At 72.0% G+C, this 17035-nt stretch carries 17 protein-coding genes; 7 read left to right on the top strand and 10 right to left on the bottom strand.

The features are described from left to right. Positions 1-71: 71 nt before the first annotated feature. On the bottom strand, positions 72-1676 hold the full coding sequence (locus ACWD0A_RS33550) for a DUF1996 domain-containing protein (protein ID WP_451304345.1): 1605 nt from the start codon (positions 1674-1676) through the stop codon (positions 72-74). Positions 1677-1833: 157 nt separating this feature from the next. Between ACWD0A_RS33550 and ACWD0A_RS33555 the strand changes: the two genes are divergently transcribed. Then, positions 1834-2367 carry a GNAT family N-acetyltransferase gene (locus tag ACWD0A_RS33555; protein WP_451304347.1) on the top strand — a complete coding sequence of 178 codons (534 nt, stop codon included), beginning with the start codon at positions 1834-1836 and terminating at the stop codon, positions 2365-2367. Between the two features lie 25 nt (positions 2368-2392). Here the strand turns inward: ACWD0A_RS33555 and ACWD0A_RS33560 are convergent, their stop codons facing one another. After that, entirely contained in the window at positions 2393-3400 is a 1008-nt protein-coding gene (locus tag ACWD0A_RS33560) for an NAD-dependent epimerase/dehydratase family protein (protein WP_451304349.1), read from the bottom strand. Between the two features lie 129 nt (positions 3401-3529). Here ACWD0A_RS33560 and ACWD0A_RS33565 point away from each other — a divergent pair, with 129 nt between their 5' ends. Beyond that, positions 3530-4144, top strand: a complete 615-nt coding sequence (locus tag ACWD0A_RS33565; RefSeq protein ID WP_451304351.1) for a hypothetical protein — start codon at positions 3530-3532, stop codon at positions 4142-4144. 45 nt (positions 4145-4189) lie between these two features. After that, positions 4190-5608 carry a PepSY-associated TM helix domain-containing protein gene (locus ACWD0A_RS33570; RefSeq protein ID WP_451304353.1) on the top strand — a complete coding sequence of 473 codons (1419 nt, stop codon included), beginning with the start codon at positions 4190-4192 and terminating at the stop codon, positions 5606-5608. A gap of 19 nt (positions 5609-5627) precedes the next feature. Here ACWD0A_RS33570 and ACWD0A_RS33575 read toward each other — a convergent pair whose 3' ends face one another. Both ACWD0A_RS33575 and glnII read right to left on the bottom strand, forming a co-directional pair. Continuing rightward, on the bottom strand, positions 5628-6215 hold the full coding sequence (locus ACWD0A_RS33575) for a winged helix-turn-helix domain-containing protein (RefSeq protein WP_451304355.1): 588 nt from the start codon (positions 6213-6215) through the stop codon (positions 5628-5630). A 396-nt stretch (positions 6216-6611) separates the two neighbouring features. Then, a complete protein-coding gene (glnII, locus tag ACWD0A_RS33580; RefSeq protein ID WP_451304357.1) occupies positions 6612-7646 on the bottom strand; it encodes a glutamine synthetase in 1035 nt (344 codons plus the stop codon). A gap of 788 nt (positions 7647-8434) precedes the next feature. Here glnII and ACWD0A_RS33585 point away from each other — a divergent pair. Next, complete coding sequence (locus tag ACWD0A_RS33585) at positions 8435-9346, top strand: Gfo/Idh/MocA family protein (RefSeq protein ID WP_451304359.1); 912 nt, start codon at positions 8435-8437, stop codon at positions 9344-9346. Between the two features lie 290 nt (positions 9347-9636). On the opposite strand, the gene ACWD0A_RS33590 is transcribed toward ACWD0A_RS33585, so the two are convergent. Both ACWD0A_RS33590 and pdxR read right to left on the bottom strand, forming a co-directional pair. Continuing rightward, entirely contained in the window at positions 9637-10311 is a 675-nt protein-coding gene (locus ACWD0A_RS33590; protein WP_451304361.1) for a hypothetical protein, read from the bottom strand. A gap of 147 nt (positions 10312-10458) precedes the next feature. After that, entirely contained in the window at positions 10459-11943 is a 1485-nt protein-coding gene (gene pdxR / locus ACWD0A_RS33595; protein WP_451304363.1) for a MocR-like pyridoxine biosynthesis transcription factor PdxR, read from the bottom strand. Between the two features lie 47 nt (positions 11944-11990). Here pdxR and ACWD0A_RS33600 point away from each other — a divergent pair, with 47 nt between their 5' ends. Beyond that, complete coding sequence (locus tag ACWD0A_RS33600; RefSeq protein WP_451304365.1) at positions 11991-12464, top strand: carboxymuconolactone decarboxylase family protein; 474 nt, start codon at positions 11991-11993, stop codon at positions 12462-12464. Positions 12465-12533: 69 nt separating this feature from the next. Here the strand turns inward: ACWD0A_RS33600 and ACWD0A_RS33605 are convergent, their stop codons facing one another. Then, positions 12534-12896 carry an arsenate reductase family protein gene (locus ACWD0A_RS33605; protein WP_177150160.1) on the bottom strand — a complete coding sequence of 121 codons (363 nt, stop codon included), beginning with the start codon at positions 12894-12896 and terminating at the stop codon, positions 12534-12536. 121 nt (positions 12897-13017) lie between these two features. On the opposite strand from ACWD0A_RS33605, the gene ACWD0A_RS33610 reads away from it, so the two are divergent. Continuing rightward, a complete protein-coding gene (locus tag ACWD0A_RS33610) occupies positions 13018-13284 on the top strand; it encodes a hypothetical protein (protein ID WP_451304367.1) in 267 nt (88 codons plus the stop codon). A 10-nt stretch (positions 13285-13294) separates the two neighbouring features. On the opposite strand, the gene ACWD0A_RS33615 is transcribed toward ACWD0A_RS33610, so the two are convergent. The 3 genes from ACWD0A_RS33615 to glnA form a co-directional block, all read right to left on the bottom strand. Next, a complete protein-coding gene (locus ACWD0A_RS33615; RefSeq protein WP_451304369.1) occupies positions 13295-14158 on the bottom strand; it encodes an MOSC domain-containing protein in 864 nt (287 codons plus the stop codon). Positions 14159-14198: 40 nt separating this feature from the next. Beyond that, complete coding sequence (locus ACWD0A_RS33620) at positions 14199-14666, bottom strand: hypothetical protein (RefSeq protein WP_451304371.1); 468 nt, start codon at positions 14664-14666, stop codon at positions 14199-14201. Positions 14667-14838: 172 nt separating this feature from the next. Beyond that, the gene (gene glnA / locus ACWD0A_RS33625) at positions 14839-16248 is read right to left on the bottom strand and encodes a type I glutamate--ammonia ligase (RefSeq protein ID WP_307715857.1); all 1410 of its coding nucleotides are present in this window, start codon (positions 16246-16248) and stop codon (positions 14839-14841) included. A 219-nt stretch (positions 16249-16467) separates the two neighbouring features. On the opposite strand from glnA, the gene ACWD0A_RS33630 reads away from it, so the two are divergent. Further along, the gene (locus ACWD0A_RS33630) at positions 16468-16935 is read left to right on the top strand and encodes an RDD family protein (protein WP_307715858.1); all 468 of its coding nucleotides are present in this window, start codon (positions 16468-16470) and stop codon (positions 16933-16935) included. The last annotated feature ends 100 nt before the right edge of the window (positions 16936-17035 follow it).

Consider the following 17035-nt stretch of genomic DNA (forward strand, 5'->3'; position numbering starts at 1 on the left):
GCCCGCCCACCCGGCGCGGCCGGTTCCGCCTGGAGCGCTCCAGGCGGAACCGGCATCGTCCGTTCAGCGGGTCACTGGCACCTGCGCCCGTCGTTGATGCAGTCCACCACCTCGTTCATAAGGTCCTCGTCGAAGACGTTGATGAAGTCACCGTGGTCGGTGACCGGCTTGTGCAGCTGCTCCGGGAAGGAGTCGACGGCGAACACCGAGGCGTTCTCCCCGTCGAACACCGGGGGCGGCACGTCGTAGACGATGCGCTGCACCAGCTGCGGAATCGCCTGGAAGCCGTTGGGGCAGTTGCCGTCCTCGTCCGCGAAGGCCACATGGGTGCGGTGGTTGGCGCTGTCGGTGTTCTGGCCGTCCCAGCAGCTCTGGAACTTGAACGAACGCACCACCTGGCTGCCCTCGGGACAGATCGGGTACTTGTCCTTCAGCTGACGGTCCTCGAATCCGGTGCAGCTCCACGAGGCGTTGGCATTGGCGTCGCCGTTGACGAACGCCTTCGCGTCACCGGTGATGATGCGCAGGAACCTCGGCATCGCCGTCACCTTGCTGACCGGGCTGCCGACGAACGTCATCGTGACCTGTGACGGTGTCTGGATCTCACCGACGTTCTGGTCGTTGCCGCCGCCGTCCGCATTGGCGTCGTTCTCCTGCTGCCCGTTCTGCAGGCGCAGCACCGGCCAGAAGTACGTCGACTTGTCGCCCTGGTTGCGGCACGTGGTGTCACCGGCCGCCAGGTCGTCGTCGCTGGCGAAGGCGTCGTTGGCCTGGTTGCCGACGTAGTCGTGCATATGGTGGGCGCCATTGCTCACGCCCGGGGCGACGATGACGTTGTCCGGGTTGAACTTGCCGTTGGCGTTCACACCGCAGTCCGTGGTGAACGTGCCTTGGGAGGAACCGTTCTGGTTGGGCGGCTGCTGGACGTTCGGCTGGACGTTCTGGATCTCGACGAAGTCGCCCGCCTCGGGCCCGTTGCCGGCCTGGCCGGCGCCGCCCTGGTTGCCGTTGCCGTCGTCGCCGTCCCCGTCGTTCTGTCCGTCCCCGTCGTTCTGTCCGTCGCCGTCGTTCTGGCCGTCGTTCTGGTCCTGACCGTCGTTCTGGTCGCCTCCGTTCTGGTCGTCTCCGTTCTGGTCCCCGTCGTTGTTCTGTCCGTCGCCGTCGCCGTCGCCGTCGCCGTCGTCGTTGCCGTCGTCGCGCAGGGTGCACGGAGCCATCTGCTCCAGCCCCTGCGGGCGCTCGGCCGAGCGGTCGATCAGCGCCACGATCCGCTGGATGATCGCCAGGCGTTCGTTGCGCAACGGGGACAGGATCTGGTTCTCGGCGAAGGACCGGTCCGCCTGCACCCGCTCACGGTTGTCGGCGAACCGCTGGTACGCCGTGGTGATCTGGGTGTCCAGCGTGGCCAGTTCACGGTCGACCGCCAAGCGCTGCTGGTCGGGCACCTCCTGGAGCGAGTTGCCGACGTCGGGACAGTCGATGGTGGACACCTGCTGCCCGGCCGTGGCCTTGGTGCTGCTCTGCTGTCCGTCGTTCCGCCCGCCCGGCCACCAGCCTTCGCCTGCGGAGGCGTACGTATTGGCCGCTACCAGCCCGCCCCCGCCCAGGATCAATGCGGCCGAGGCGGCGATCGCCCGATTGGCCAGCGTCGAGCGTTTTCTTGATGTGCGTCCCAATGGAACTCCTCTGCTTCGTTGCCGGGGGGTGTGTGGGTTAAGGGGGGTCCCGGCAGAGGGAGAAGCGCGCCGTCTCATACGGGAGTGGCGCATGGGGTGTTCACCGCCACCACTGATTCGTAGCAACCTCCAGCGTCAAACCGGGCACAATGGGTGCATGACCGAGATCCTCACGCCCCGCCTCCGCCTGCGCCGCTGGACGGATGACGACCTCGTGCCCATGGCCGAGATCAACGCCGACCCCGCGGTGATGCAGTGGATCGACGACGGCTCGGTCCGCGACCTCGAGCAGACGGCGGAGGGCATCGAGCGCTGGGAGGAGGAGTGGGACGAGGAGGGGTTCGGGCTGTTCGCCGTCGAGCTCCTCGCCTCGGGCGAACTGGCCGGATTCGCCGGCCTGTCCGTACCGGACTTCCTGCCCGAGGTGCTTCCGGCCGTCGAGATCGGCTGGCGCCTCGGCCGCCCCTTCTGGGGGCAGGGCTACGCCTCCGAGGCCGCTCAGGCCGTTCTGGAGTTCGCCCTCCAGGACCGGGGCCTCGACCGGGTCGTCAGCATCTGCCGCACCGGCAACACCGCCTCCGAGAACGTGATGGGCAAGCTGGGCATGTCGCCGGAGCGCGAGACGGTCCACCCCGTGTACGGGTATCCGCTGCGGGTCTACGCGATCGACCTGACCGAGTACCAGGGCTGACCGGCCCGCGGCCGGCGGGACCCGGCTACGCCCCGGGCCGCCCCGCCAGCAGCGCCGCCTCCAGCTCGGGCGGCAGGCCCACCCGCGGCCGGTCCGGCCGCAGCGGCGCCGGCCCGCCGAGCGACAGCAGCCACGACCACGTGTCGCGCACCGTCTCCCGCACCGGCCGGCACCGCAGGCCGGCCGCCAGCGCCCGGGAGACCCCGGCCCCGTGCAACGCGCCGTGCATGTCCGGGCGTTCGGCCGCCGGGACCCAGACGGGGAGCTGGGACCACGGCTCGGCGCCCGCCGACAGCACCACGTCCGCAGGCGTCCACCGCAGCCGTGCCGACGACCCGGTCGCCGCCACGCACTCCTCCAGCAGCTCGCCCATCGTCGTGTGGCCCGGCTCGCTCACCAGGTTGTACGGGCCCTCCAGGCCCGCCGCCGCCGCGTCCAGCGTCCACTCGGCCAGGTCGCGGACATCGATGTACTGCAGTGGTGTGTCCCGCGGTCCCGGCGCGACGACGTCACCGCCGCGCGCGATCCGCTCCAGCCACCACGGCAGACGGCCCACGTTCTCCCACGGACCGAGGATCAGGCCCGAGCGCACCAGCAGCGAGCGGGAGGCGCCGAACGCGTCGAGGACGGCCAGCTCGCCGCCCCGCTTGGCCTGTGCGTACGGCACGTCGCCCGCGTCCGGCGAACCGTCGACCAGCGGCGCGCTCTCGTCGTACCCGGCCGTCGGCGGCCACGCGTACACCGAGCAGCTCGACACATAGACAAAGCGACCCACCCGCCCCGCCAGCAGCCGCGCCGCGTCCCGCACGGCCGACGGCGCGGCCGACCAGGTGTCGACCACCGTGTCCCACTCGCCGTCGTGCAGCGCGGCGAGGCCGCCGGGGGCCAGCCGGTCGCCGATCAGGTCGGACGCCCCGTCCGGAGCGGGGTGCCTCCCGCGGTGGAACACCGTGACCTGCCATCCGCGTGCGAGCGCCCCTTCCACGACCGCGCGCCCCACGAATTCCGTCCCGCCCAGCACCAGAAGTCTCATGGTCACGACTGTGCCCGGCGCCGGCCGCCGTCCTCAGTGATTCCGCTGCCAGGGGAACCCGGGCCGGAATGGTCCGTACCGGCGGTCACTCTCCCGGTCCGGGCGCGGGGATGGCAGCATGTGCCGACGATGACGGATGCCCGGTCGCCGATGCGCGCCTTGCGGGCCGCGCTTTTCGCGGCGGTGGCCGTCACGTTGGCGGCGATAGGGCATTCGTCCCTGTCTGCGCACGACATCCCCGCTTCCGGACTGCTCGCCGCGCTCGGTGTGACCGCCGCCGCCGGCTGGTTCGCGGCCGGCCGCCGCCGGAGCGCGTGCTCCATCGGGGCCGGACTGCTCGCCGTGCAGGGCGGACTGCACCTGCTGTTCTCCGGCGAGGGACCCACGGCACCCCACCACCACGGGCAGCACGAGCACTACGACACCGCGCAGACCGCCGCCGAGAGCCTCGGCGCCGGCATGCTCGCCGTCCACCTCCTCGCCGCCGCCTGCTGCGCCCTGTGGCTGGCCCACGGCGAGGCGGCGTTCTTCCGACTCGCGCACGCCGCACTGTCCTTCGCGTTCACACCGCTGCGGCTGCTGCCGGGCGCCGTACGGCTGCCCGAGCCGGACGCCGCGCCCCGGCCCGCCGCCGACGCGGCCGACGAGCGCCGCCACGGCGTCGTCCTCGCGCACACCGTGGTCCGCCGCGGCCCGCCCGCGTACCCCCTTCCCCGTGCCACGGCCCCTGGAGCCGCTGTCTGACCTGGGGCCGATTCCCCATGTCACCACCGACCCCTTGGGACCCTCATGTCCATCGACGCCCCCAGCAAGGGCACCACATCATCCGGCGCGAGCACCGCTCCCGAAGCGCGCGGCGCGCTGCGCCCCCTCCTGCTCCGTCTCCACTTCTACGCCGGGCTGCTGACAGCCCCGCTCCTCCTCGTCGCCGCGGTCAGCGGCCTGTTGTACTCGCTGTCCTTCCAGGCGGAGAAGTTCGTCTACCGCCACGAACTGCGCGTCCCCGTCGGCGAGCGCTCCGTCCCGCTCTCGGCCCAGGTCGACGCCGCCCGCGCCGCCCACCCCGAGGGCACGGTGACCGCGGTGTGGCCCTCGTACGAGGACGGCGCGACCACCCGCGTCCTGATGTCCTCCCCCGACGTGGCGGAGGACAAGTCCCTCGCCGTCTTCGTCGACCCCTACACCGCGGACATACGCGGTGAACTCCCCTCGTACGGCAGCTCCGGCGCGCTCCCGCTGCGGGCCTGGCTCTCCGAGTTCCACGCCGATCTGCACCTGGGCGCACTCGGCCGGCACTACAGCGAGCTGGCCGCCAGCTGGCTGTGGGTCGTCGCGCTGGGCGGGCTGGTGCTGTGGTTCGGACGCCGACGCCGTACCAAGCGCGATCTGGTGCTGCCCGAGCGCGGCGCGAAAGGCCGCCGCAGGACCCTGTCCCGGCACGGCTCCGTCGGCCTGTGGGCCGTCACCGGTCTCGTCCTGCTGTCGGCCACGGGGCTGACGTGGTCCCGCTACGCGGGCGAGAACATCGACGCGGTGCAGTCCCGGCTCGGCGGGTCCACCCCCGTCGTCACGGCCGCCCTCGCACCGGGCGGCGGCAGCGGCGGAGGTCACGAAGGCCACGAGGGACACAGCGGCGGAAGCGGCGGCGGGCACGAAGGCGCCGACATCGGCATCGACAACGCCGTGGCGGCGGCCCGCGGCTACGGCGTCGACGGCAGGATCTCCGTGACCCTGCCGGCCGACGGCGACGGATACGTCGTCAAGGAGACCGACACCCAGTACCCGGTCCACCTCGACTCGGTGGCCGTCGACCCGGCGGACGGCCGGATCATCGACGAACTCCGCTTCGAGGACTACCCGTTGCTCGCCAAGCTGACCCGGTTCGGCATCGACGGCCACATGGGCGTCCTGTTCGGCCTGGTCAACCAGCTCGCGCTCGCCGCGCTGATGGTCGCCCTGATCCTGCTGATCGTGTGGGGCTACCGCATGTGGTGGCAGCGCAGGCCCACGAAGGAACGCACCTTGTCGGTGGGCCGCCCGATCCCGCGCGGCGCCTGGCGCAAGGTGCCGCTCACGGCGCTGCTGCCGTCGGCCGCCGCGGCGGCGCTCGTCGGCTGGTTCGTGCCGATGCTCGGCATCAGCCTGCTGGTGTTCCTCGCGGTGGACGTCGCACTCGGCGCGGTGGCGAGGGCCCGGTCCCGGGCCTGACCGGGACCGGACCCGTGCCTCAGGGCGCGTACTTGTAGCCGACCCGCCGCACGGTCTGGATCGTGCGGCGGTGGTCGGCTCCGAGCTTGCGCCGCAGCCGGGCGACATGGACGTCCACCGTCCGGCCGTCGCCGACGTGCCCGTAGCCCCACACGGTGGTCACCAGCTGGTCGCGCGTGTGCACCCGGTGCGGGTGTGCCACCAGATGGGCCAGCAGCTCGAACTCCAGGTAGGTGAGGTCGAGTTCCCGACCGTCCACGCTGGCGGTGCGCCGGACCGAGTCGATCGCCACCGGGCCCTCGCCGGCCGGCCGCTCCGGCGCGGCGGCGGCCGCCAGGGGCGGCTGCTCGTCGGCCGGTACGAGGACGAGGTAGCCGACCATCGGGGGCCGGCCGGGCAACGTGGGCAGGGTGTGCGGAGGGGCGGGCAGCCACGTGGCGCCCGGCGGCAGGAGGTCGGCGACGTCCACGACCTCGTCCCGGTCGACGGCACGCAGCCGGTGCCGGCCCGAAGGCGCTGCCCGGTCGGTCGTGACGCGGCCCTGGGGGACGGGGGAGGAGACGGCGGAAGCGGCGGAAACGGTCGAGAAGGAACGGCTGTTCGCCATGGGAGGTCAGCTCTTTCGCGCGGAGGAAGTCGTCGATGCGTCGTGAGGACGGACGTACGTCGTGCGCGCTGGCCGAAGGCCGGGAAGAACGGCTTTAGAGGGCCCGCGCGTTCACCGCGGGGCAACACACCCGGTCGAAGTCGTGGTGCTGCCGGGAAGGCCAGAACGGCTCGAGGTCGCTGCGACCCTGCGCGTCGTTCCGGTAGTCGGCCATGTGCCTATTGAAGCAGACCCGCAACCACCACAGCAGACCTCTTCCACCTGTCGGTACGTGATCTTTCCTACGTGCCCGGAGTTTCGGCCACACGGACCGGAATTGGCGACCCGTACCCTGCGCGACCCTACGCGAGAGGGGCGCCCGCCTGGTCGGCGGACGCCCCTTGGGTCACGCGTTGATCAGACCTGGCCGGCCTTCTCCAGGGCCGAGCAGCAGGTGTCCACCAGCAGGCGGGTCACCACGTACGGGTCGACGTTGGCGTTCGGACGGCGGTCCTCGATGTAGCCCTTGCCGTCCTTCTCGACCTGCCACGGGATGCGGACCGAGGCACCGCGGTCGGAGACGCCGTAGCTGTACTCGTTCCACGGGGCGGTCTCGTGCAGACCGGTCAGGCGGTCGTCGATGCCGGCGCCGTAGTTCTTGACGTGGTCCATCGGCTTGGAGCCCTCACCGAGCGACTCGCACGCGGTGATGATTGCGTCGTAGCCCTCGCGCATCGCCTTGGTGGAGAAGTTGGTGTGCGCGCCCGCGCCGTTCCAGTCGCCCTTGACCGGCTTGGGGTCGAGGGTGGCGGCGACGTCGAAGTCCTCGGCGGTGCGGTAGAGCAGCCAGCGGGCCACCCACAGCTGGTCGGAGACCTCCAGCGGCGCGAGCGGGCCGACCTGGAACTCCCACTGGCCGGGCATGACCTCGGCGTTGATGCCGGAGATGCCGAGGCCCGCCGCGAGGCAGTTCTCCAGGTGCGCCTCGACCACGTCACGGCCGAAGATCTCGTCCGAGCCGACGCCGCAGTAGTAGCCGCCCTGCGCGGCCGGGAAGCCGCCCTCGGGGAAGCCGAGCGGACGGGAGCCCTTGAAGAAGGTGTACTCCTGCTCGATGCCGAAGATCGGCTCCTGCGCGGCGAACGTCTCCGCGACCTCGACGAGCGCGGCACGGGTGTTGGACTCGTGCGGCGTCATGTCGATGTTGAGGACCTCGTTCAGCACGAGGATGTTGTCGCCGCCGCGGATCGGGTCCGGGCAGACGAAGACCGGCTTGAGCACGCGGTCCGACGCGTGGCCCTCGGCCTGGTTGGTGCTGGACCCGTCGAAGCCCCAGATGGGCAGGTCGGCGAGGGCCGTGGAGGAACCGGCGGCCAGGATCTTCGTCTTCGAGCGAAGCTTGGCGGTCGGCTCGGTGCCGTCGATCCAGATGTACTCAGCCTTGATGCTCACGGACCTCATCCTTTGCGGGTGCAGCGGTATGCCGCGCAGCTTGGCAACGCGCGATTTCCCGGCCGTTGCCCGTTTGTGAACCCCGTGTTACGCGGAACATTTCACCGTTATGCCCGGCGTGTCGCGCGTGCGCGACGGGCCGCCTCGTGCGCGTTCGGCAGCGACCCGGAGCCCCGCGGTCCCGGATGTGCCCGACCAGCGCCTCACAGGCCGTACTCAGCGTTTTCGCGGTACCTCCGAGGCGCCGGTCGTGGTCGTGGAGCACCTGGAGCAGGCGCCCGCGGCGGATCCGCGCCTCCGGCAGACGGAAAACGTCCTGAGACATGCGGCACATCCCGTGGGCTCCGTGATCACCTCGCCGATGTGCTGCTCCGCCACCCCGCGCCGGAACGGGGGCAGGGACCGCCGCAGCGTGAACCCGTCCGTCCGGTACACGCGCTCGAAGGCGTACGAGGGATCCGGCAGCCGTCCGGCGAACAGCGTGTCGTGCTGCTCGGCCCACAGCCGCTTCTGCGCCTGCGCGACGGCCGGCGGATCCGCGAGTCCTCGGGGCGCGGACTGTAGGGGAGCGCGGCCGTGAACTCGCGCACGGCGGCGCCGTAGTGCGCGTCCTGGTGCACCAGCTCCCCGTACAGGCCCTCGCCGGCACCGGGTGCGGGGCCGCGGTCGTCGCCGGCCGCCCGCGTCGTATACAGGGCTCTTTTTCGGCCGGACGCCCGCATCCATGGGGGCGGACGCGCCGCACGAGGGCCGGGTCGCGCAGCCGTCGCGCGGGCACACTGGTGTCCATGACCAAGCACCTGCGTATCGGACTTCTCGGCGCCGGCCCCTGGGCCGCGATGACCCAGGCCCCCGCGCTCTCCGGCCACCCGGACGTCGTCCTCGGCGGGGTGTGGGGGCGGCGGCCGGAGGCGGCCGCCGCGCTCGCGGACGCCCACGGCACGACGGCGTTCACCGGTGAGGACGGCATCGACGCGCTGTTCGCCTCCAACGACGCGATCGCCTTCGCCGTGCCGCCGGACGTGCAGGCGCCGCTCGCGGCCCGGGCGGCAGCCGCCGGCTGCCATCTGCTGCTGGACAAGCCGGTGGCGACGACGGTCGCCGCCGCCCGGGACGCCGTGAACGCCGTGGAGGAGGCGAAGGTCGCGTCCGTCGTGTTCTGCACGCTGCGCTTCTCCACCGACACCGCGCGGTGGATCGCGGAACAGGCGGCGGTGGGCGGCTGGTTCACTGCCCATGCGCAGTGGCTCGGCGCGCTCTTCTCGCCGGGAGCGGAGAGCCCGTTCGCGGCGTCCCCGTGGCGGCGGGAGAAGGGCGGCCTGTGGGACGTCGGCCCCCACGCGCTCTCCGCGCTGCTCCCGGTGCTGGGGGACGTGGTGGAGCTGACGGCGGCCCGCGGCCCTTCGGACACGACCCACATGGTGCTCCGGCACGCCTCGGGCGCCTCCAGTACGGTGACGCTCGGCCTCGCCGCGCCGCTCAACGCGGCGGGCGTGAGCCTGGTGCTGCTGGGGGAGCACGGCAAGGCCGAACTGCCGGACGGCTGGGGCAATCCGGTGGACTCGTTCCGCACGGCGGTCAACGAACTGATGGGCGTGGTACGGACGGGGCGGCCCCACCCGTGCGACGTGCGGTTCGGACTGCGGATCACGGAGATCCTCGCGGAGGCCGAGCGGAAGGCGTCCGCGGCGACGCGCTGACGCGCGTGCGTGGGCGCGGCCCCGGCGGTGCCGGGTGGTGCGGGTGTGCCCGGCCGGGTGGTGCGGGTGTGCCCGGCCGGGTGGTGCGGGTGTGCCCGGCCGGGTGGTGCGGGTGTGCCCGGCCGGGTGGGAAAGACGGGACGGTGCCGTCCGGTGCGCTCCGAGTGTGCGGCTCGGAGGCGGGCGCTCCGCCGGGGGACAGCGGGGAGGGGAGCGCGGACGGCACCGTCCCGGGGGCCGGCAACGGCCGGGCCCGCCGGAGTGGGGGATGCGGGCCCGGCCGTGCGGCGTCAGCCGACGCGCTCGATCCGCGCGTTGCGGATCAGGAACTTGCCGGCCTCACGCACCTGCTCGAAGGCCGCGTTGTTCAGCAGCGCGCAGCTGCCGGACACCGACGTCACCTCGACGGTCGTGGACTTGTTGTTGTCCAGGTTGGTCACCTTCAGCTGGGTGCCGACGGGGAACTCGTTGCTGGAGGCGGCCGGTGCGCCGCCCTCGCCGGAGAGCGTCACGGTAGAGCCGGCGCAGACGACCTCGCCCGCGGCGCCGCCGCCCGCGTTCCCGCCGCCGGCGTCCTGGCCGCCGTCGTCACCCGCGGGGGGCGCTTGCTCGGCGGGCGGTGCCTCTTCGGCGGGTGCCTCGGCCGGGGGTGCCTCCTCGGCCGGGGGCGCCGCCTGGTCGCCGCCGCCCGCCCCGGCGTCGCAGCCGGCCGCCTCCTGCTGGACCCTGATCTGCGCGATCACCGCCTCCCGGTTGGCGATCCGTGCCGCCGACTGCGCGTCCGCATTGGCTCGCTGACCGGCGATGAAGTTCTCGTTGTTGCTGATCGCCTGGGCGAGACCGTCACAGGCGACGGATGCCTGGCTTGTGCCGGTCATGACAATCGCAGTGCCGCCGACCAGCGCCGCGGCGCCGGCCAGGAGGGCGATCTTCTTCTTGCCGCTGAGGGTCTTCTTGCGTGACACGAAAGGGCTCCTGTCCCCGGCCGCGGGGGCGGCCGGTTGGTTCCTTGTGCCCTTACGTACGAGTAGCCGTCGGCGACTGCTCACCGATCACGTCCGTCTCTTCCTTAACTTTCTTTAAGGAAGCGGCAGTTGGCCCTCCGCCGCCGCTCACCCCGGCGGCAGCGCGCGGCACAGCGCGTCCAGTGCTTCCTCGTACACGTGCTCCGGCGGCGTCGCGTACCCCACCACCAGGCCGTCGCGCCCGGCCCCCGTGTCGTGCGGATGCCGGTAGTCGGCCAGCCCCTCCACCGCGAGCCCCTGCCACGCGGCCGCCTTGACCACGGTCCGCTCGCTCCCTCGGGGCAGGTCCAGCACGGCGTGCAGGCCGGCCGAGATGCCCGACACCCGCACGTGCGGCGCGCGCTCGGCCAGCACCGCCACCAGCCGGTCGCGCCGGTTCCGGTGCCGCTGCCGCATCCGGCGCACATGCCGGTCGTACGCCCCCGAGGCGACGAAGTCCGCGAGCGTGAGCTGCTCGGCGGCGCTCGCGTACGGCTCGCGCTCACCCTTGGCCGCCACGACGTCGTCGACCAGCGCCTCCGGCAGCGCCATCCAGCCGATCCGCAGCGCCGGGGACAGGCTCTTGCTCACCGACCCCATGAACACCACGCGGTCCGGGTCGAGCCCCTGCACGGCGCCGACGGGCTGCCGGTCGTACCGGAACTCGCCGTCGTAGTCGTCCTCCAGCACGACCCCGCCGGCCGCCCGCGCCCAGTCCACGACGGCCGCGCGCCGCGCCGGATCCAAGGGGCCGCCGGTCGGGAACTGGTGCGCCGGAGTCAGCAGCACGGCCCGTTCCCCGTGCCCCAGCGCGCCGGTGTCCGCCCCCTGGCCGTCCACGGCCAGTGGCACGGTCCGCACCCCCGCTTCCTCCAGCAGCCCGCGGTGGAACGGCAGCCCGTACGCCTCCACGCCCCAGCGCCCGCCCACGACCCGTGCCATGAGCCGCAGCGCGTGCGCGGTCCCCGAGCAGACGACGATCCGGCCGGGCGAGGTCCGTACCCCGCGCACCCGGGCCAGATACTCCGTGAGCGCCTCCCTCAACTCCACCCGGCCGCGCGGATCGCCGGGACCGAAGGCGTCGTGCGGTGCGGAGTTCAGCGCCCGCCGCACCGACGCCAGCCACGCCCCGCGCGGGAACGCCGCCGGGTCCGGCTGCCCCTGCACCAGGTCGTACACGGCCCGCCTCGGCCGTTCGGGCCGCCTTGCCGGGGCCGACCCGGGCAGGGGCCGTCGGCGATCGCTCCCGGTGGCGGGTTCCGCCCCGGCCGGCCGCGCGGGCGACCGTCGCCGCGGGACGGGAGCGAGCGGTGCGGCCCGCTCGGCGACCCGCGTACCCGACCCCTGCCGGGCGGTCAGCCAGCCCTCGGCGACGAGCTCGGCGTACGCGTCGGCCACGGTGTTGCGGGCGATCCCCAGATCGGCGGCGAGCGAACGGTACGGCGGCAGCCGCATCCCCGCCGCCAGCCGGCCGCTGCGCACCGCCTCACGCAGCGCCTGTGTCAGCACGGCCCGCCGACTGCCCGTGCCGGCCAGCTCCAGATGCAGATCGAGGCCGATCCGCTCGGCGAAATTGACCCAGGATTCTGCCACGGAAATGCACCCTACAGCCGGTCGCCCGGGCTCATAGATTCGTCCGCATGACGACGACACAGAACACCGCGTCCCCCTCCCGCATCGACTTCGCGAAGCTGGCGCCGAAGGCGTTCCGCGCCGTGATCGGCCTGGACGCGGCGGCCCGCGAGGGCCTGGACCCGACGCTGGTGGAGCTGGTCCAGATCCGCTCCTCGCAGCTCAACCACTGCGCGTACTGCCTCCACATGCACACGTCCGACGCCCGCAAGGCCGGCGAGAGCGAGGAACGCCTGCACATGACGGGGGTCTGGCGCGAGGCCAGGCACTTCTTCACCGAGAAGGAACAGGCGGCCCTGGCACTGACGGAGGCGGTGACCCTGGTGGCCGGCGCCGGAGTCCCGGACGACGTCTACGCCCGCGCGGCCGAGCACTTCGAGGACCGGGAACTGGCCCAGCTGCTGGCCCTGATCGTCACGATCAACACCTGGAACCGCATCGCGCTGGCGACATCGAAGGTGGCGGGCACCGACGAACGCTGACAGCACCGGCACCGGCACCGGCACCGGCAGGCGCGCGGACCCGGCCGATCGCCGCCCGGCGCACGGGCGTCAGCCCCGGCCGATCGCGTCCCGCACCGCCTCCTCCGTACGCCCCACCACCGCCGTGCCGTCCTCCGCCGTGATGATCGGCCGCTGGATGAGCTTCGGGTGCTGCGCGAGGGCCGCGATCCAGCGGTCCCGTGAACTCTCGTCCCGCGCCCACTCCTTGAGTCCCAGCTCCTTCGCCGCGGCCTCCTGCGTACGCGTGATGTCCCACGGTTCGAGGCCGAGCCGGCCCAGCACCTCCCGGATCTCGTCCTCGGTCGGCACGTCCTCCAGATAGCGCCGCACGGTGTAGTCGGCGCCCTCGGCATCGAGCAGCGTGAGGGCGCTGCGGCACTTGGAACAGGCGGGGTTGATCCAGATCTCCATGCCGCACACCGTACCGCTCACGCTGCCTCAAACGCCTTCTGGCCAGCGGCGATTGTCAGTGCCCGCCGGTAGAATGAACAGCAGTTCGGGATGGTCCCGCCACCGCGCCAGGAGGTTGCCGATGGCCGTTGCCACACTCACGACGAAGCCCCTGATCCCCCATCAGAAGAAGCCGCTCCCGGCCGGACAGCCGCGCGAGTGGTACGTGTCGCACAACCGCCGCCTGAAGGCGATGCGCCTCACGATCGCCCTGCTCGACTCCGGCGTCTACCACCCGGCGACCGCCGACAACCGCCGCATACGGGCCACGGCCGAGCGCATCGGCGTGCACGCCCCGTCCGACACGACGTGCCGGATGGTCCGGGCCCTGATCCGCTACGGCCGCTGATCCGACGCGTTCAGGAGACGGGGCGCCTGGGATCGGGCGCCCCGTTCTCGTACCACTCGGCGCGCACGGTGTCCCCGACGGACAGCGTGCCGCCGCGCAGCACCGCCACCTTCGCACCGAAGCTGACCTTGTTGTCGTACGCGGGCTCCCGCCGGTACGTCGCGAGGGTGCGCACCGGCTCGGGCCCCGCCCGCCGCCCGGTGACCTGGTCCACCAGCGGCACGGAACAGCGCATCGCCCGTACGGAATGGGCGAGCAGGGCGGTTCCGATCTCCAGCCGCCGCATCAGGTCCTCGTCGTGCGGCGCGGCGCACCCGTCGAGGACGATGTTGGCCCGGAAGCGGTCCATGGGCACCGGCGTCCCGCCCGCGGCCTCGATCCGTGCGTTGAGCCCGTCGAGCGAGGCCTGCGAGACGACGGCCACGGCATGCGCGTCGGCGAAGGCGACCTTGCCGGGCGTCTCCCCCCACCCGTCCCGGTCGAACCCGTCGCGCACCCGTACCAGCCGCGACTTGACGCCGAGCACCTCGGAGAGCCACTCGGCGACGGCGTCGCCCTGGTCGATCGCGTGCCCGACCGGCTTGTCGAACAGGCTCACCGGCCGCGGCGCGCCCCCGGGGTCCACGTCGACCACGAGATCCTCGACCCCGCCCGCCCGCAGCGTCAGCATGCGCCCGCCCTCGCCGACCCGGGGCCGTACGGCGGCCAGGGCGGGGTGTGTCCGCTGACTGCGGAACGACCCGTCGACGGCGTCGACCACCATGAACGTCCGATCGTGCTCGAGCCCCGCGTCCCCGGTCACGGCGGACATCACATCGGTCCCGGCGCAGCCCTTGACCGGGTAGTACGTCAGCTTCTGCACAGCGATCCCCATGGACAGGGATCGTAGAGGGGTCACGGGACACGCGGGTGTCTCAGGGTGCCTTGCAGGTGGCGGTGTCGCGGGGCCCGGAGGCAGTGGCGGTCCGCACCGGCCCGTCGTCGACCCGCACCCGGCAGGTGGCCTTGCCGCCGTCCGCGCCGACCGTGACGACGAGCGTGCTGCTCATCTCCTGTCCGGACGTCTCGATCTCCCTCCGCCAGGGCAGACCCGTCACCTGCTCCAGCTCCTGCTCGGTGCGCAGGTCCCCCGTGCCCTGGACGGAAAGGGAGACCGTGACATCACGGGCGTCGCCCGTGACCTCATAGGTGACCGTGACGGTCCTGTCCACCGCGTCCTCGTCGGACACCTCGCTCACGACGAGACCGACAGCGGCCAGGCACCCTCCGACGACCAGCACCAGGACGACGAGTACGGCCCAGAGCCACTTCCGGCGCTTCCTCCCCGGGTGCTGCGGCGGCACGGGCGCGTCCCCCCGCGGGTGGTTGCTCGGCTCGCTCATGTCCCCAGATTCGCCCCGCGCCGGGCGGCCCGCGACCGGGGGAGCGCCGCCGTGGCGGAGCCGGGCCGGGTACGGGAAAGGCCGTCGGCCGTGCCTTCCGGTGAGGGAAGGGCACGGCCGACGGCCCACAGACGGCCCAGGCGAGCGGAACCCGCTCTGACCTGCGGCGATCTTAGATGTCGAAGTACAGCTCGAACTCGTGCGGGTGCGGCCGCAGCTGGATCGGGGCGATCTCGTTCGTGCGCTTGTAGTCGATCCACGTCTCGATCAGGTCCGACGTGAACACGCCGCCCGCCTGCAGGTACTCGTTGTCCTCCTCCAGGGCGTCGAGAACCGCCGGGAGGGAGGTCGGGACCTGGGGGACGTTCGCGTGCTCGTCGGGGGCGAGCTCGTAGAGGTCCTTGTCGATCGGCTCGGCCGGCTCGATCTTGTTCTTCACGCCGTCCAGGCCCGCGAGGAGGAGCGCGGAGAAGGCGAGGTACGGGTTCGACGACGGGTCCGGCGCGCGGAACTCGACGCGCTTGGCCTTCGGGTTCGAGCCGGTGATCGGGATACGCATCGCCGCCGAGCGGTTGCGCTGCGAGTACACCAGGTTGACCGGGGCCTCGAAGCCGGGGACGAGGCGGTGGTAGGAGTTCACCGTCGGGTTGGTGAAGGCCAGCAGCGACGGGGCGTGCTTGAGGATGCCGCCGATGTAGTAGCGGGCGGTGTCCGACAGGCCCGCGTAACCGGCCTCGTCGTAGAAGAGCGGGGAGCCGCCCTGCCACAGCGACTGGTGGACGTGCATGCCCGAGCCGTTGTCGCCGAAGATCGGCTTCGGCATGAAGGTCGCGGTCTTGCCGTTGCGCCAGGCGACGTTCTTCACGATGTACTTGAAGAGCATCAGGTCGTCGGCCGCGGCGAGCAGCGTGTTGAACTTGTAGTTGATCTCCGCCTGGCCGGCGGTGCCGACCTCGTGGTGCTGGCGCTCGACCTGCAGGCCGACGTTCTCCAGCTCCAGGGAGATCTCCGCACGCAGGTCGGCGAAGTGGTCGACCGGCGGGGCCGGGAAGTAGCCGCCCTTGTAGCGGACCTTGTAGCCGCGGTTGTCCTCGACCGCGCCCGTGTTCCAGGCGCCGGCCTCGGAGTCGATGTGGTAGAAGCCCTCGTTCGCGGCGGTGTTGAAGCGCACCGAGTCGAAGACGTAGAACTCGGCCTCGGGGCCGAAGTACGCGGTGTCCGCGATGCCGGTGGAGGCGAGGTAGGCCTCGGCCTTCTTGGCGATGTTGCGCGGGTCGCGGCTGTACTGCTCACCCGTGATCGGGTCGTGGATGAAGAAGTTGATGTTCAGCGTCTTGTCGCGGCGGAACGGGTCCAGACGGGCGGTCGACAGGTCGGCGCGCAGCGCCATGTCGGACTCGTGGATCGCCTGGAAGCCGCGGATCGACGAGCCGTCGAACGCCAGCTCGTCCGAGGGGTCGAAGGCCGTCGCCGGGATCGTGAAGTGCTGCATGACGCCAGGAAGGTCGCAGAACCGGACGTCAACCATCTTTACGTCGTTGTCAGCGATGTACTTCTTGGCCTCGTCGGCGTTCTGGAACATCCAACTCCTCCTACTCCCACCCGGGGAGGGGCGGGGTTGCAGCTCGTCCGTGCGGCCAGTGCGGTGGCACACGCTGGACCCGACCATAGGCAGACCGGATTTCTCAAGCATGACCCATTTGTTTCGACGAAGTTAACCGGCACGGGTGCCGAGTGCACCCGTGGCCGGCGCGGGGACCCGGGCCGAAGTGATCCAAAGAGGGCGCAGTACCGTGGTCGGGTGGACAACAGGCAAGCAATCGGATCGTGGCTTTCCGGGCCCCGCGCGGCGGCCGAGGACATGGGTGTCGACTTCGGTTACCGGGGCCGGCGGCTCGGTCTGCCGGAGACGGGGCCGGGCTCCGTGGCGCCGCTCGGGCGTCGCTTCGGAGCGCTGTTCCTCGACTGGGGACTGTGTTTCCTGATCGCATACGGACTGTTCGCGGGCAGTAATCAGCAGGCGACGTCCAACCGCACCCTGATCGTCTTCCTCGTGATGAGCGTGCTCACCGTCGGCACCGTCGGGTGCACCCCCGGCAAGCGGCTTCTCGGACTGCGCGTCGTCTCCGAGAACGGCGGCCGCCTCGGCTTCGGCCGGGTCGTCGTCCGCAGCGTCCTGCTGTGCCTCGCCGTGCCGGCGCTCGTCTGGGACCGCGACGGCCGCGGCCTGCACGACCGTCTCGCCCGCGCGGTCCAGGTCAGGATCTGAGCCGCGCAGGACAGCGGAGAACGAGAGACAGCGGAGAACGAGAGAGGCGGCCGGGACATCGTCCCGGCCCCAACCCGGTCAGAAGCCACGGAGCAGCAAA

It is taken from the genome of Streptomyces sp. NPDC002867, assembly GCF_053591895.1.

Excerpts from the sequence above, each read along its gene's own strand:
- ACWD0A_RS33555 (WP_451304347.1), top strand. The coding sequence starts at position 1,834 with ATGACCGAGATCCTCACGCCCCGCCTCCGCCTGCGCCGCTGGACGGAT.
- ACWD0A_RS33605 (WP_177150160.1), bottom strand. The coding sequence starts at position 12,896 with ATGGAGATCTGGATCAACCCCGCCTGTTCCAAGTGCCGCAGCGCCCTC.
- ACWD0A_RS33570 (WP_451304353.1), top strand. The coding sequence starts at position 4,190 with ATGTCCATCGACGCCCCCAGCAAGGGCACCACATCATCCGGCGCGAGC.
- ACWD0A_RS33620 (WP_451304371.1), bottom strand. The coding sequence starts at position 14,666 with ATGAGCGAGCCGAGCAACCACCCGCGGGGGGACGCGCCCGTGCCGCCG.
- ACWD0A_RS33615 (WP_451304369.1), bottom strand. The coding sequence starts at position 14,158 with ATGGGGATCGCTGTGCAGAAGCTGACGTACTACCCGGTCAAGGGCTGC.
- glnA (WP_307715857.1), bottom strand. The coding sequence starts at position 16,248 with ATGTTCCAGAACGCCGACGAGGCCAAGAAGTACATCGCTGACAACGAC.
- ACWD0A_RS33585 (WP_451304359.1), top strand. The coding sequence starts at position 8,435 with ATGACCAAGCACCTGCGTATCGGACTTCTCGGCGCCGGCCCCTGGGCC.
- ACWD0A_RS33560 (WP_451304349.1), bottom strand. The coding sequence starts at position 3,400 with ATGAGACTTCTGGTGCTGGGCGGGACGGAATTCGTGGGGCGCGCGGTC.
- ACWD0A_RS33575 (WP_451304355.1), bottom strand. The coding sequence starts at position 6,215 with ATGGCGAACAGCCGTTCCTTCTCGACCGTTTCCGCCGCTTCCGCCGTC.
- ACWD0A_RS33610 (WP_451304367.1), top strand. The coding sequence starts at position 13,018 with ATGGCCGTTGCCACACTCACGACGAAGCCCCTGATCCCCCATCAGAAG.
- ACWD0A_RS33600 (WP_451304365.1), top strand. The coding sequence starts at position 11,991 with ATGACGACGACACAGAACACCGCGTCCCCCTCCCGCATCGACTTCGCG.
- ACWD0A_RS33565 (WP_451304351.1), top strand. The coding sequence starts at position 3,530 with ATGACGGATGCCCGGTCGCCGATGCGCGCCTTGCGGGCCGCGCTTTTC.